This is a genomic window from Castellaniella sp. (assembly GCF_034675845.1).
Classification (GTDB): Bacteria; Pseudomonadota; Gammaproteobacteria; order Burkholderiales; family Burkholderiaceae_B; genus Castellaniella.
Genome location: NZ_JAUCCU010000001.1, coordinates 770,479 through 784,107, shown reverse-complemented (window position 1 = coordinate 784,107; position 13,629 = coordinate 770,479). Strand labels below are relative to the sequence as shown.

The window sequence follows — 13,629 nt, the reverse complement described above, 5'->3', positions numbered from 1 at the left end:
CCCCATGAAAGTGTTCATCCGCGTCGATGCCTCTATTGATATCGGAACAGGTCATGTCATGCGGTGTTTAGTGTTGGCTGATCAGCTGAGGGCCCGTGGGGCGATTGTTTATTTTATCTGTCGTGCCCATGTGGGACACATGATTGATTCAATCGTAGCTGCTGGGTATCAAGTATTCGCTCTACCTATGCAGGTGGGTGGTTCATGCAACTTGGATGTGGACTCTTTTCTTGGAGAAAGCTTTCATGAAGATGCCTTATCGACAGCAGGATTTTTGCGAGATGAAACAGCCTGTTGGGTTGTAGTTGATCATCACAGCATTGATTGGCGGTGGGAAAGCTTGCTTAAACAAGAGATTTCTGGCATGAAACTTATGGTGATTGACGGTTATGCCAACCGAAGCCATGTTTGTGACCTGCTGCTCGATCAGACCTATTCTCCTGAAGGACTTGCGCGATGGAGTAAGCTTGTTCCTTCTGAATGTCGCATATTAGCAGGGCCAGAATATGCCTTGTTGCGCCCTGAGTTTTCTGTCATTCAGAAAATTACAGAAGATAAGAAAATCAAAAAAATGGAAAGATTTTTTGTTTCTTTTGGTGGTATAGACAAGCCAAATGCAACGCTGGCTGTGGTGGATATGCTCTCCAAACTTTTTGGATCGACTGTGGTTATCGATGTGCTCCTGGGGAAGGAAAATCCTCATATCGCAAAAATTAAACATAGATATACAGATTCTGCTTCGGTCAAGCTGCATGTACAACCAGACAATGTGGCAGTGCTCATGGAGCAGGCAGATTTGGCGATTACTGCAGGGGGAACGACTGTTTGGGAGTTGTGTGCATTAAGAGTGCCAATGCTGATAATAAGCATCGCAGATAACCAAGTTGATCTGGCAAAGAATATGGATCTTTGCGGTGGGGCTGTGTATCTGGGGGCATTCACAGGAAAATTGCCCGGTTCTTTACGTTCCCGGCTGGAGGGTTTTCGCCAGGATGTTGGTGAATTAAAAGCCATGCGGAAAAGCCAAGAAAAGCTAATGCCTAATCATAAAATAAGCATTGGTGATTATATGGTGGGGATGTTGTAATGAGACTTTCGAGTATTGTTCCTGATGCCTTATGTATCCGTGATTTTGAATTTTCTCGTTTGGGATATGTGGATTCATTATCAGCAGGACTGCTTGTATATGCGGATAAATTAAAATATGTCCTCATTGCTGTAGAGAATCCAAATATCGCTGCCTTGATAACAACCCCCAGCCTGGCTGAAGTTGCAGCAAAAATTCCTGGTTTGCTGGTGGCGGAAAATCCGCGTGATATGTTTTATGCTATTCACCAGAAGTTCATCAATGCGGGTAATTATAGGCTTCCCTTTGATCCGGGGGTGGGTGAAAATTGTCGAATTCATTCGACTGCAGTGATTTCTCCTGGGTGCCGTATAGGTGATAATGTTTCAATTGCTGAACATGTGGTGATCACAGACGGGGTTGAAATTGGATCAAATGTGCAAATAGGTCCAGGGGTCAAGCTTGGTGTGGATGGCATTCTTTATTCAAGGTTGAGCAACAGAATAGTTCCCATCAATCATGCAGGATATGTGCGTATTGGCGATCATGTGACAATGATGGCGAATTCCGTGGCCGTCAGGTCGATACATGATACTGATTTTACTGAAATAGGTGATGGGTCCCTGATAGGCTTGGGTGCTATCATTGGGCATGAAGCCAAGGTTGGGATGGGCGTGGTGATTTCAAATCAGTGTGTAGTGGCTAGGCGTTCTGTTATTGGAAATAACTCATTTCTCGGTACTCATGTGGTAGTCAAAGAAAATATTCGCATAGGAAGCAATGCAAACTTGATGGCTGGATCTGTTGTTATAGACCATGTCAGTGATGGAGAGGCTGTTTCGGGAAATTTTGCCGTAAATCATAAAATTCATATGTTGGGGTTTTTGAGAAATTTGCGTAAAATAAAAAATAATAATCAGAATTATTAATAGGCGGTAGTGATGAAGAAGCTTCTTGATTTGCCATATAAGGGGAATAGAAACTATCTCCACGGTAGTGACATATTTAATAGTCTTTCTTCTATTGCTGATGATGTGACAGGTGAGAAAGGTTCATACATCGAGAGGCTCTCTTTCAGGGGGTTTGCCAGGAAATCGTGTTTTATTGAAACTATTTCTCCTGATAATGAGAAGAAGGTTGTTGGGGAAGTTCGCTATAGAGCTTGTGGAATGACAGAGCCAGTTCGTGCGTTTATTATTGAAACAGAAATGGCAGTTACTGGTAGGGCAACTTTCAATGAGGCCTCCATAGTCCAGGATGCTGTTTTTGATGCGGCGGGAAGTAGTGCGCAGATTCTCTTTGATTCAGAGTATTCTGTTATTGAAAATATAATAGCGCTAACAAAGTTCTTGAATTACAGCGTGGTTCCTGATGTAGATGGAAAGTGGGTCTTCGGACAGTTGGACTTAATGTTTCCGTTGGTCAAGGCTTGTGAAAATGTCTCAGTGCATATGGTCAAGCTTATCAATAATAAATTTAGTGTCAATAATATATATCTTGACAAAAAAAAGGTTGGGTCAATTCGGTTTATTGTTGGAGCACCATAATGATCAAGATAAAAAGCATTGCGAGCTATGTCCCTGAGTCATCGATAAATAATATTGACCAAGCTGTTGGTTTCGGAGAGACTGAGGATTTCATTCGGAATAAAATTGGTGCTTTGCATTTGCCACGCATGACGGCAGGTGAGGATGCCTCAGATTTAGCTGTGTCTGCTTTCCAGAACCTATTGGATAAAAACCCTGATCTTAATCAAGAAAATATTGATGTTGTTGTCGTTGTTACTCAGAATCCTGATGGGGAAGGATTGCCCCATACGTCGGCTATTGTGCAAAGGAAGCTGCAGTTGCCGGTTTCGGTTGCGGCATTTGATATCTCTCTGGGATGTTCCGGCTATGTGTATGGTCTCTTTGCATTAAAAGGATTTTTGGAATCCTCTGGGCTGAAAAATGGCGTTCTTCTTACAGCTGATCCATATTCAAAAATCGTTGATTTGAAAGACAAGGCGACGAGCCTTTTGTTTGGTGATGCTGCGACAGCAACTTGGCTGGGAAGTGGGCCTGGTTGGGGCTTGGGCCCTGTTTGTTATGGTACAGATGGTTCAGGAAGTGAATATCTAAAAAAGGAAGGTGGGGTCCTTCATATGAATGGCCGCCAGGTTTTCAATTTCGCCTTTTCTCAAATCGCAGATAATATTAAGAAACTACTAGAGCGAGAAGGCTTAAAGTACGAAGATATAGATTTGTATTGCCTCCACCAAGGCAGTAATGCAATTGTAGATGCTATTGCACGAAATTTTGGCGAACACAAAGAACGCTTTGTAAAAGATATGGAAGCTACAGGGAATACTGTGTCATCATCGATTCCCTTGCTTCTGGAAAACCGCCTTCTGGAAAAAGAAGTTAATCGTATTTTAATTAGTGGTTTTGGCGTTGGTCTGTCCTGGGCCACGGCAATTATTAACCGAATTGATTAGGAGCTATTCCATGATGACCATTGAAAAAATAGTTACTATAATTAATAGTGCTCTCAATCTAAAAATTAATCCAAGTGATTTAAAAAAAGATGAGCCTCTAAAAAATATAGGTATTGATAGTTTGGATTTTTATAATATTTTATTAGAATTAGAAGGGGTTACCGGAAAGAAGGTTTCCGATGACGATTCTGAGAGGCTCAAGTCTATTGAAGATTTGGTAAAATTTTTCTCGTAAAATTTGTATTTATTGTGCTTTCAAGGTGCGGATATGAGGATTCGTGATCGTTTGATCGGAACGCAGGCGAAGCCTTTCGTGATTGCTGAGATGTCAGGAAATCACAATCAATCTTTAACGCGAGCTTTGGAAATTGTCGATGCGGCTGCGAATGCTGGTGTGGATGGGTTTAAGATACAGACATTTTCTCCTGATTCAATGACATTGGATATTGATGAGGGAGAATTCATGATTACTGATCCAAATAATATTTGGAAGGGGCAGTCTGTTTATTCTCTCTATAAAAAGGCATATACACCGTGGGATTGGCACGAGGCTATTTTTACGCGTGCAAAAAAACAAGGAATGCTGGCTTTCAGTTCGCCCTTTGATGAAGCCGCAGTTGATTTTCTCGAGACACTGGACGTTCCATGTTATAAGATTGCTTCTTTTGAATGTGTCGACTTGCCGCTGATTCGTAAAGCAGCCTCAACAGGAAAACCGTTGATTATCTCGACAGGAATGGCATCAATTGCAGAAATTGATGAGGCTGTTGACGCTGCTCGTAGTGCTGGGTGTACTGATCTGGTGCTGCTGAAGTGCACGAGCACCTATCCGTCATTACCTGAAAATACAAATCTCAAGACTATTCCTCATATGCGGGAGTTGTTTCAGTGCGAGGTAGGTTTATCCGACCATACGATGGGAGTTGGCGCCGCAATAGCATCGGTTGCCTTAGGAGCAACAGTGATTGAAAAGCACTTTACCTTGCTACGATCGGATGGGGGGGTCGATTCCACATTTTCTTTGCAGCCAGAAGAAATGGCATGCTTGGTTGAAGAGGTTGAACGAGCCTGGCAAGCGCTGGGAAAAGTGAGCTATGGGCCGACGGCTGCAGAACAAAAGGCACGCTTGCGCAGACGCTCATTGTATGCGGGTGATGATATCAAAGCGGGTGATGTCCTGACAGAGAAAAACTTAAGGCGTATTCGTCCTGGGCATGGTCTAGCACCAAAATATTACAATATTCTGCTTGGGCGTATTGTGGCGAGAGACGTAAAAAAGGGGACGCCAATAAGTTGGGATATATTCAATTAAAAATGGCTTTTGGTTTTTGATTTATCAAAGTCTTTGAGGTATTAGATGCGAGCCAAATATATTACAAATGCTTGTTTTCTGTTTGAATTTTCAGATGGCATGACTATTCTTTCAGATCCGTGGCTTTCTGATGGAATATATCATGGTTTGATTTTTAACTATCCGCCAATCGGACCAGAGCTGAAATCCGGTTATCTGGAATTGCGACCGGATTACATATATATAAGTCATCTGCACAGTGATCATCTTGATGCGATGACGTTGAAGCATTTTGACAAAAAAACTCCGATTATAGTTGGAAAATTTTCAACTCCAGCAATGTTTCTGTCTCTTAAGAGTCTCGGGTTTGAAAATATCATTGAAATTGAATTTGGGGTAACGACCTTGTTAGGTCAGCATGAGGTCCGGATATATTCTCAATTTTCTGGTTCATCAGATGATTTGATCAACGACTCTGGAGTCGATGTAGATACCTCTATTTTTCTCCAGGATGTTGATGGCCAGAAATGTTTTTTTGCTGTGGATAATCCGATGCAAGAAAGACATGCTGACATGATACGGAAAGAGCACGGCGTAGTTGATCTGGCAATCCTGCCTTATACTGGAGCGAGTGTTTATCCATTTATTTACAAGAACTATTCCCCTGAGGAGAAGCGTAAACGCATGCTTGCTTTGCGCAAGGCAAAGCTGGATAAATTTGTACAGTTATCCAAAACCATCATGGCGCGTCGAATTGTTCCTGCAGCAGGTTCATTTGTGCTTGGAGGGAAAGGCGCATGTCATGCGCCTTTCCAACCTCAGCCAACACCTCGACAAATTACTGAACACTGGCAAAGCTCTGGGATGGATGCTGACCAGTTGTGTATGCTGTCTACTGGCGACAGTGTGGAACTGGGGGCTTTGAAGGTTGAACTGGAGCCCCTTACTAAAGGGGTAGACCGAGATTATTCAGAGGAAGATCGCGTGGCTTATGCTGCTTCAATTGCGCAGTTTTCATGTGATTTGGATCTTGTGCAGTGGCCCGCTGCATTGCGTCTTCCATGGAAGAGCCTGCTGAATCGTGCTCGTAAGAATATGTGGGCTTATCAAAATAAATCTGTGTGCAAACCGGAATCAGATGTTTATTTAATAATAAAGTCATCTGCTCAAGTTCCATTCCCTCAAGAAGAGGAAATGCGTGTAAAGATAGCAATGGATAATGAAAAACTTGATTTTCCTTTATCAAGTTATTCCACTGATCGGCCATATACGGAGTTCTATTTCAGTGCCAATGTGTTGCTGGCCCTGATGCTGGGGGCAACTTACTGGAATGTTGCTGAATATCATATGCAAAGTTACCGTAATCCAGATAAATTTGACCCTACAATAAGGTCTCTCTTGACGTTCTTCAAGCTCTAAAAATATGAAAAAAATCAAGCTGGCCTATCAACAAGTTCGCCTGCCTGCTGGAGAGCTAAGTTCTTACAGAATTGAACTTGGTCGCAGGGAAATCGCCACTTTCAAAAACTTGTTAGGCTTGACAGGGAGGCAGATTCCGGGTGATGGTGGGGTGTTTTTGGATGTTGGGTGTGGCGATCGTCATTTAGAGCCTGCTATATCTGACTTGCGATGCCGCTATATCGGTTTGGATATTGATACAACAAATTTCGAAACAGATGCATTTCCATTGGAGGATCTAAGCGTCGATGCGGCGATCAGTTTAGCTGTTTTAGAGCATTTGCATGATCCTGAGTTGTTTCTAAGTGAGATATACAGGTGTTTGAAGCCAGGCGGGGCGATCTACTTGTCAACTCCAAATTTCCAGTATGATTGGAGAAATTTTTATAATGATCCCACCCATGTTCGTCCTTATACCCCGATCTCACTGAAGAAACTACTCAGTTTATCTGGCTATAAGGATGTGGAGGTCTTTCCGGGGCCGCGCTGCAAGCCATTGTGGTATTACAAAGGGGATCTAAAATTTTGGAAAGCATTTTATTTATTGCCGTTTCGATCTGACACTAAATGGGTGCCTCCTTTCTTGAAGGGGCACGCGCGTTCGATATTCGCCATTGGTTTTAAAAAATAACATCGATGCCGGCTAGCTTTCATCCAGTGCATACTCAAATATAGAAACCCCCCAGGATAATCCAACGCCAAACCCGACAGTCATCACTTTATCGCCAGGCTTGAATTCAGGCATCTGGTCAGCCAGCAGGGTAGGGATTGAGGCGGAAACCAAATTGCCCATCTGAGCACAGTTTTCTGGTGCCTGGGCAGGGGTTAGTTTTAGTTTTCTGCTCAGCTGAGACGTGACAAAGTGGTTGGCCTGATGAAAGGCGACCGTCTTGATTTCCTCTATCTGTAGGCTGGTATCTACCAAAGCCCGTTGTATGGCGTCGGGGACGACGCGCAAAGCAAAGTTGAGGATAGCGGGGCCATCCATTTGGATGCCTGCTGCCTGTTCGCCATTAGGACGCAAGGCAGAGCCATGGGCTACGAATGCGTCGTAGCCCGAGCCATCAGCGTAGCTGTGGGAATAAATGATACGCAGTCCGCGAGGGACATGTGACGAAAAAACAGTGGCAGTAGCACCGTCGCCAAACAGGACACGCGTAGTCAGATCATCTGGCTGTAGTAGCCGGGTATAGGTATCAGCATTGACTAGAATGGTGCTTTTTCCCTTGGCCTGAACCTTTTGCAAGGCGGTGATCATTTGAGTGCCAAGCACAAATCCAGAGCACCCCTGATTGATATCGAGTACAAAACAGTCGGTAGGTAAGCGAAGCCGACCGTGCAAGAGCGATGACACGCCGGGGATCAGGTGATCCGGCGTCTGAGTGCAGACAATCAGGGCACCGATGTCCTCGGTAGTCAGCCAGGGATTTTCGATGAGCAGCTTATGGATCGAATCCAATGCCAGGTCGCTGGTGTATTGACTTGGGCCGACGACAGGTCGTTCAGAGATGCCGATCTTGTTGACCAAGCGTTCGCACTGGGAGCCGGGCATGCTCAGGGTGGAGGCATCGTTGCGTTGGCGTATGCTGCCCTGAACACTTGCGATGGCGTTGAGGTAGACGTCAGGCATGGTTGAAGACCTTTTCAGTAATTCATGAAGTCCGGGTCGCGTTATTAATGACCTGAGCATTGGGGGCAGTGACGAGAGTGCAACGCTGTGAGATCATGTTGTCCGGCGTTGGAAAGAACTGCGGAAGCCCCATAAAGAACCGTACCAATTGTACTCCATGAGGTGAATGGAAATCACAGGAGAGTACCCTGAAAAACAAGGGTTATTTCGGTTTTCATGCTTGAACTTACTTCGGGGTAAACTCGTTTTTTGAGTGGATGGATAAGTGTGCACAGAAGGCCGTTTTGACTGCTGTAAACCGAGCGAATCAAAGTAATATGCCAGCTGCGATACAGAGCAGCATGGGTGTGTAGGATAAATTTTTGAGGATGGAAATGGTTACCAGGGAAGCATTGCATGGGGTTCTTGAGAATCCACAACTGAATGAAATGGTGGCCACCATCTGGGGACTACTGGGAGAAAATTTCGAGCGTGCCCAGGCTGCATTGCCTCTTGAACAGGCCATGGACCGCAGAGAGATATCTTTTCATGAGCAGGTTAAGCTGCTGGCGTATTTGTGCATGCTGCTTGAAGGTGTATCCGGCGATATCGTCGAGATTGGTGTCTGGAAAGGAAAATCCCTGTCTTTGATGAATGAAATCTGCAATCGTTCAAGGCGTGTTATTGGAATTGATCCTTTCGCGTTGCCAAAGCAGTACGAAGAATTCTGTTTTTACAAAAATCTGATGTTTCAGGATGCAATTATATTGAGGGGGTTTTCAGAGCTATGTGCAGAACGATTCTATGAGCTTTCCCCCAGTGTGGCATTGCTGCACATTGATGGTGGTCACGAGGGCAGAAATGTCCTGCTGGATTTCCTGTTATATGCCCCCAGCCTGGTTCGAGGTGGGTTCGTTGTGTTCGATGATTATGCGGATGTTGTATATAGCCCCGGAGTAGGGCCTGCCGTTGATCTGCTGCGGGCGGGAGGGTATTTTGATGGTTTCAATATTATTGGATCTGTTCGCGGATTTGAAAATAGTTATCTGATTCAGAAAATCTGACTAAACAAGTTTTTGCAATAGGCTGATGAAAATGGATTTTGAAACTACTCAAACTAAGCGTGATCCCTTGGTTTCCGTGGTGCTTCCTGCATATAAAGTGACCTATCTTCAGGCGGCACTTGAGAGTGTCTTGGAGCAGGATTTTTCGGATTATGAAATTGTGGTTGGGGATGATTGCCCCACAGATGAAGTCGTTGGGTTTTTGAGAAAATTTGTCGAAGATAATAAAGTAATTAATTTCCGTTACTATAGAAATCCAACACCTTACGGAGAAGGCGGTAATTTATCGTCTTGCGTAAAGCGAGCGCGTGGGACTTACGTCAAACCGCTTTTTGATGATGATGTATTGCTGTCTGGTGTTTTGTCCAGATTTGTTCAGGTGCTATCCCAAGATGATCATATTTCTGTGGTGTCCGCTCGTCGGCTAAGAGTGGGTGAACAGGGCGAACAGTTGCCGGATATTATTGCAACGCGCTCTCTGTTTGATGAAGATGTCATTATTCATGGAAAGGATCTTGGTTCTTTCTTGGGTGATGTAACGCTGAACTTCATTGGTGAGCCATCCTCCATTATGTTTCGCAGGCGAGATTATGAGCCCATTGTGTCTGGGGGGCATTCTGGTCTCTATTATCTAGGTCGTCAACCGATTTCGTGGGTTGCTGATCTGGCTGTAGTGGTCAAACTATTACGTCGCGGCAATTTGGCCTTTCTGCATGAGCCTTATTCTCAGTTCCGTGTCTCGAAAGAACAATTCAGCCAGCAAGGCCGTGACCAGCCAGGGGTCGGAGAAAAAGGCCACAGTGATTTCAGGCGCATGATCCGGGAATTGGACTGGCATCGTCAAAAAGATAATCACCTTGTTCGTATCAAGCCGTTGAACGATCCAAGCAAAGGCTTCACTCCATTCCCGCTTGTCGAGCGTATCCGCGCATGTGTCACGGAACTGAAGAAACAGGAGGAAGCAGCAGCAAGCTGGTCTGTCCCCGATTGGATAGCTGATCGTACCCCTTCCTCTGCCCGCGTTCTGGCCATTCAAACCATGTTGCAAGCCAACCCCGATGTTGGCACCTTGGGGGTGGTGGTCATCGTCCCCGATGTCCAGGATCTTCAACCTTTAGCCAATACCTTGGAAAGCCTGGGCATTCAGCATCGCCCTGTGGATGGGGTTTGGCTGATTGGTGATGATATACCACAAGCAGCTGCAGGGAATGGCATCGAAATCGTGCCTGGTGCGGGTGGGTGGCCCAAGCGTTTGTCTGAGCGAATCACTGAAGGCAATGCACCAGACTTTCTGTGGATTATGTACTCGGGCGACCGATTGGTGCCACATGCCACGCTGACCATGGGTGAATACCGCCTGCGCAATCCTGACCCGTTGATCTGGTATGCGGACGAGGCAGTTCTGGTGGACGGAGAACCGGCCAATCCCATGCTAAAACCAGATTTCAACGTAGACCTGCTGCGCAGCTATCCTTATGTTGGCCGTAATCTGATCCTCAGCACGGCCGCCATTCAGGCGGCGGGAGGGCTGGATGGTCAACTGGCTGATCTTGCGCCGGTGGATTTGTTGTGGCGGATGGTGGAACAAGTGGGACCCCCCGTCGTGGGCCATATCCCGGAAGTTTTGCAGTATGGCGGCGTCAGCCTGCTGGATTGGGTGGAGTCAGCCCAGGCAATGGTCTGGGCGCCCATGGTCACGCAGGCGCATCTGGGTCGCATGGGTTCGCAAGCCGCAGTGGAGGTGACTGCATACTCAGGCATCTGTCGGGTCGCTTATCCGCTGCAGGCCCAGCCACTGGTCTCGATCATCATCCCCACACGCGATCAATTGCCCGTGCTGCGCGCCTGCGTCGAAGGTTTGATGGCACACACGACTTACCCGCATTATGAATTGCTGATTGTGGATAATGACAGCCGGGATGCCGATGCGCTTCAGTTTTTAGCCCAACTAGAAGCCATGGACATCGCGCAGGTCAAGGTATTGCGCTGGCCTCAGGCCTTCGATTTTTCCGCCATCAATAACTTTGCCGTGCAGCAAGCGCGCGGCGATGTTTTTCTGTTTTTGAATAATGACATCGGTTTTACTGAACAGACGCGACCGGATTGGCTGCAGCGACTTTTATCCCTGGCTTTAAGGCCTGAGGTGGGGGCGGCAGGCCCCAGGCTGGACCTGGCCGATGGCAAGGTTGATCAGAATGGCTTGGTGCTGGGGCTTAACGGCAGCGTTGGCGCGGCTTTTCATGGTCAGCCTGCAGAGCGTCGCGGATATATGAGCCGTCTAGTCGCACAGCAGAATGTCAGCGCTTTAAGCGCGTCTTGTCTGATGATGCGGCGTGACGTGTTCCAGGAACTGGGGGGATTCGATGCCAAGGATTTCCCGATTTACTATGGGGATGCCGATCTATGCATGCGGGCCACGCAGGCTGGTTACCTGTTGGCGTTGGAACCAGACACCGGCCTGCGGCATATGGGCGGGGCGACACGTCTGCTGACCCGGAAATTCGGCATTAAAAGCGAGCCTAGCGTAGAAGAACGTGACCGGCTTTTTGCTGCCTGGTTGCCGCAACTGGCGCGCGACCCCAATTATCATCCCGCTTTTGATAAGTTTTCCCCAGGCTTTGGGCTTAGCCGCGATGCTTCGCGGATTCAGGAACCACTGCCAGGCCGACCCTTGCCGGTTTTAATGGCCATGCATGCGGATTGGGACGGTTGTGGACATTACCGTGTTTTACACCCTTTTCAGGCCTTATCCGATGAATTACGCTTGGATGGCAGCTTGAAGATCGGTAATTATTATTTTTCCGATGTTGCCAGGGTGCGGCCTGACGTGCTGGTCTTACAAGGGGCCTGGATCGTGGATGGCATCTTGGAAGAAATTCGCCGGTATAGAAGCCTGACTGGCGCTAAGGTGGTCTTGGAATTCGATGACTATCTGCCTAATATCCCCGCCCGTAGTGTGTATCGGCAGCGGATGCCGCAAAGCGAAATCAAGAAGATGCGCCGAGCGATCGAGGAAGTGGATTGGCTGGTGGTGTCTACAACTGTGCTGGCAGAGGAATACCGTGATTATCATCACGATATTCGTGTTGCGCATAATGGTTTGCCTCGGGCTGTCTGGGGGGATTTGCTCAGTCAACGCCGGGCGGGCCGCAAGCCCCGGGTTGGGTGGGCGGGGGGCATCAGCCATACGGGGGATTTAGCGGAAATTCGCCCTGTGGTCCAGGACTTACAAGATGAAGTAGAGTGGGTCTTCATGGGAATGAAGCCTGACGGAGTGGCTTGCGAATACCATGCAGGGGTGGGTTTTGAGCAATACCCCGCTAAATTGGTCAGCTTAAATTTGGATCTGGCCGTGGTTCCGTTGGAAATCAATCAATTCAATCGCTGCAAAAGTAACCTGCGTCTGCTGGAGTTCGGCGCGTGTGGGGTGCCCATCATTGCAACAGATATCGATCCCTATCGTGGTGATCTTCCGGTAACGTTGGTGCGTAATCGCCCGCGGGATTGGATTCAGGCGATTCGCAGCCATCTGTCCGATATGGATGAATTGGCTCAGAAGGGCGATGCGCTGCGACAGGCGGTGCTGTCGGGTTGGCTGTTGGAAGGCGCTTTTTTGGATCAGTGGGCACATGCCTGGGGCGCGGCGTTGGATGCATCCAGCAAAACAGACTGAATACTGAGCAAACAAAAAGCCGCCGGAAATATTCCGGCGGCTTTTTCTGCATAAGGCGGGATAGACCCGCCTTGGTACAGTAGATTAACGCAGCAGCGACAGCATGGTCTGCGGAATCTGGTTGGCCTGAGCCAGCACGGCGGTGCCTGCTTGTTGCAGGATCTGGGCACGCGTCATGTTGGACACTTCCACCGAGTAGTCAGCGTCTTCGATGCGCGAGCGCGAAGCTGACAGGTTGTTGATGGTGTTGTTCAGGTTGGCGATGGTGGACTCGAAGCGGTTCTGGACAGCACCCAGGTCGCTGCGCATGCTATCAACGCGCTGAATGGCCTTGTCGATTTCTGCCAGAGCGCCGGAAACCACGCCCTGAGCAGCGCCTGCGCCGGACACATTGGCAGCGCGAGCCAGACCAGCAGAGGTAATGGATGTGGCGCCGCTCAGCAAAGCAGAAACCTGGGCGTCAGTACCGGTGATCAGGATGGTTTGGTCGTCGCGGGCACCAACCTGGATGGCGAGGCCATTGCCGGCACCGGAGGGGATCGTGCCGTCCAGCACGTTCACGCCGTTGAATTCGCTTTGCTTGGCAACGCGATCGATTTCGTCCAGACGCAGTTTGATTTCAGCGTTGATGGAATCCAAGTCGTCGTCGGAGTTCGTGCCGTTGTAGGCTTGAACGGCCAGTTGACGAATACGTTGCAGGTTGTTGTTGATTTCGTTCAGGGAGCCTTCCGTCGTTTGTGCGATGGAGATCCCGTCGTTGGCGTTGCGGGCAGCCTGGGTCAGACCGGTGATCTGGGCCGAGAAACGGTTGGCGATGGCCTGACCAGCGGCGTCGTCCTTGGCGCTGTTGATGCGCAGGCCGGAAGACAGGCGCTCGATGGAGGTGCCCAGGGATGACTGGGATTTGTTCAGGTTGTTCTGGGAAACCAGAGCAAGGTAGTTGGTATTGATGACAGCCATGAGAGACTCCTATGTGGTTCGGCGGAGATCCG

General features: G+C 47.8%; 12 protein-coding genes. 10 read left to right on the top strand and 2 right to left on the bottom strand.

All coding sequences use genetic code 11. The features are described from left to right. The first annotated feature begins 4 nt into the window (after positions 1 to 4). Genes pseG through VDP81_RS03790 form a run of 8 tightly spaced genes read left to right on the top strand, consistent with a single transcriptional unit; the run spans position 5 to position 6,922 of the window. Entirely contained in the window at positions 5 to 1,087 is a 1,083-nt protein-coding gene (gene pseG / locus VDP81_RS03825) for a UDP-2,4-diacetamido-2,4,6-trideoxy-beta-L-altropyranose hydrolase (RefSeq protein WP_323011594.1), read from the top strand. Further along, entirely contained in the window at positions 1,087 to 1,995 is a 909-nt protein-coding gene (locus VDP81_RS03820) for a DapH/DapD/GlmU-related protein (RefSeq protein WP_323011593.1), read from the top strand. The genes pseG and VDP81_RS03820 overlap by 1 nt, the downstream gene beginning before the upstream one ends. 12 nt (positions 1,996 to 2,007) lie before the next feature. After that, positions 2,008 to 2,613, top strand: coding sequence for a hypothetical protein (locus VDP81_RS03815; RefSeq protein WP_323011592.1), 606 nt, complete (start codon positions 2,008 to 2,010; stop codon positions 2,611 to 2,613). Further along, positions 2,613 to 3,542 (top strand): ketoacyl-ACP synthase III, encoded by a 930-nt coding sequence (locus tag VDP81_RS03810; protein ID WP_323011591.1) that lies wholly within the window; start codon positions 2,613 to 2,615, stop codon positions 3,540 to 3,542. Before VDP81_RS03815 ends, VDP81_RS03810 begins: the two co-directional genes overlap by 1 nt. A gap of 10 nt (positions 3,543 to 3,552) precedes the next feature. Next, the gene (locus VDP81_RS03805) at positions 3,553 to 3,777 is read left to right on the top strand and encodes an acyl carrier protein (RefSeq protein ID WP_323011590.1); all 225 of its coding nucleotides are present in this window, start codon (positions 3,553 to 3,555) and stop codon (positions 3,775 to 3,777) included. 33 nt (positions 3,778 to 3,810) lie between these two features. Beyond that, entirely contained in the window at positions 3,811 to 4,854 is a 1,044-nt protein-coding gene (pseI, locus tag VDP81_RS03800; RefSeq protein ID WP_323011589.1) for a pseudaminic acid synthase, read from the top strand. Positions 4,855 to 4,899: 45 nt separating this feature from the next. Next, the gene (locus VDP81_RS03795; protein ID WP_323011588.1) at positions 4,900 to 6,252 is read left to right on the top strand and encodes an MBL fold metallo-hydrolase; all 1,353 of its coding nucleotides are present in this window, start codon (positions 4,900 to 4,902) and stop codon (positions 6,250 to 6,252) included. 4 nt (positions 6,253 to 6,256) lie between these two features. Further along, a complete protein-coding gene (locus VDP81_RS03790; protein WP_323011587.1) occupies positions 6,257 to 6,922 on the top strand; it encodes a class I SAM-dependent methyltransferase in 666 nt (221 codons plus the stop codon). Between the two features lie 12 nt (positions 6,923 to 6,934). On the opposite strand, the gene VDP81_RS03785 is transcribed toward VDP81_RS03790, so the two are convergent. Beyond that, positions 6,935 to 7,921: a ketoacyl-ACP synthase III gene (locus tag VDP81_RS03785; RefSeq protein WP_323011586.1), complete on the bottom strand. Its 987-nt coding sequence runs from the start codon at positions 7,919 to 7,921 to the stop codon at positions 6,935 to 6,937. A gap of 368 nt (positions 7,922 to 8,289) precedes the next feature. On the opposite strand from VDP81_RS03785, the gene VDP81_RS03780 reads away from it, so the two are divergent. Then, the gene (locus VDP81_RS03780) at positions 8,290 to 8,964 is read left to right on the top strand and encodes a class I SAM-dependent methyltransferase (RefSeq protein WP_323011585.1); all 675 of its coding nucleotides are present in this window, start codon (positions 8,290 to 8,292) and stop codon (positions 8,962 to 8,964) included. A 25-nt stretch (positions 8,965 to 8,989) separates the two neighbouring features. Then, the gene (locus tag VDP81_RS03775) at positions 8,990 to 12,637 is read left to right on the top strand and encodes a glycosyltransferase (RefSeq protein WP_323011584.1); all 3,648 of its coding nucleotides are present in this window, start codon (positions 8,990 to 8,992) and stop codon (positions 12,635 to 12,637) included. An 84-nt stretch (positions 12,638 to 12,721) separates the two neighbouring features. Here VDP81_RS03775 and VDP81_RS03770 read toward each other — a convergent pair whose 3' ends face one another. Further along, the gene (locus tag VDP81_RS03770; protein WP_323011583.1) at positions 12,722 to 13,597 is read right to left on the bottom strand and encodes a flagellin; all 876 of its coding nucleotides are present in this window, start codon (positions 13,595 to 13,597) and stop codon (positions 12,722 to 12,724) included. Positions 13,598 to 13,629: the final 32 nt, after the last annotated feature.

Bases quoted from the DNA above. Each gene is read 5' to 3' on its own strand.
- pseG (WP_323011594.1), top strand. From the start codon at position 5: ATGAAAGTGTTCATCCGCGTCGATGCCTCTATTGATATCGGAACAGGT.
- VDP81_RS03820 (WP_323011593.1), top strand. From the start codon at position 1,087: ATGAGACTTTCGAGTATTGTTCCTGATGCCTTATGTATCCGTGATTTT.
- VDP81_RS03815 (WP_323011592.1), top strand. From the start codon at position 2,008: ATGAAGAAGCTTCTTGATTTGCCATATAAGGGGAATAGAAACTATCTC.
- VDP81_RS03810 (WP_323011591.1), top strand. From the start codon at position 2,613: ATGATCAAGATAAAAAGCATTGCGAGCTATGTCCCTGAGTCATCGATA.
- VDP81_RS03805 (WP_323011590.1), top strand. From the start codon at position 3,553: ATGATGACCATTGAAAAAATAGTTACTATAATTAATAGTGCTCTCAAT.
- pseI (WP_323011589.1), top strand. From the start codon at position 3,811: ATGAGGATTCGTGATCGTTTGATCGGAACGCAGGCGAAGCCTTTCGTG.
- VDP81_RS03795 (WP_323011588.1), top strand. From the start codon at position 4,900: ATGCGAGCCAAATATATTACAAATGCTTGTTTTCTGTTTGAATTTTCA.
- VDP81_RS03790 (WP_323011587.1), top strand. From the start codon at position 6,257: ATGAAAAAAATCAAGCTGGCCTATCAACAAGTTCGCCTGCCTGCTGGA.
- VDP81_RS03785 (WP_323011586.1), bottom strand. From the start codon at position 7,921: ATGCCTGACGTCTACCTCAACGCCATCGCAAGTGTTCAGGGCAGCATA.
- VDP81_RS03780 (WP_323011585.1), top strand. From the start codon at position 8,290: ATGGAAATGGTTACCAGGGAAGCATTGCATGGGGTTCTTGAGAATCCA.
- VDP81_RS03775 (WP_323011584.1), top strand. From the start codon at position 8,990: ATGAAAATGGATTTTGAAACTACTCAAACTAAGCGTGATCCCTTGGTT.
- VDP81_RS03770 (WP_323011583.1), bottom strand. From the start codon at position 13,597: ATGGCTGTCATCAATACCAACTACCTTGCTCTGGTTTCCCAGAACAAC.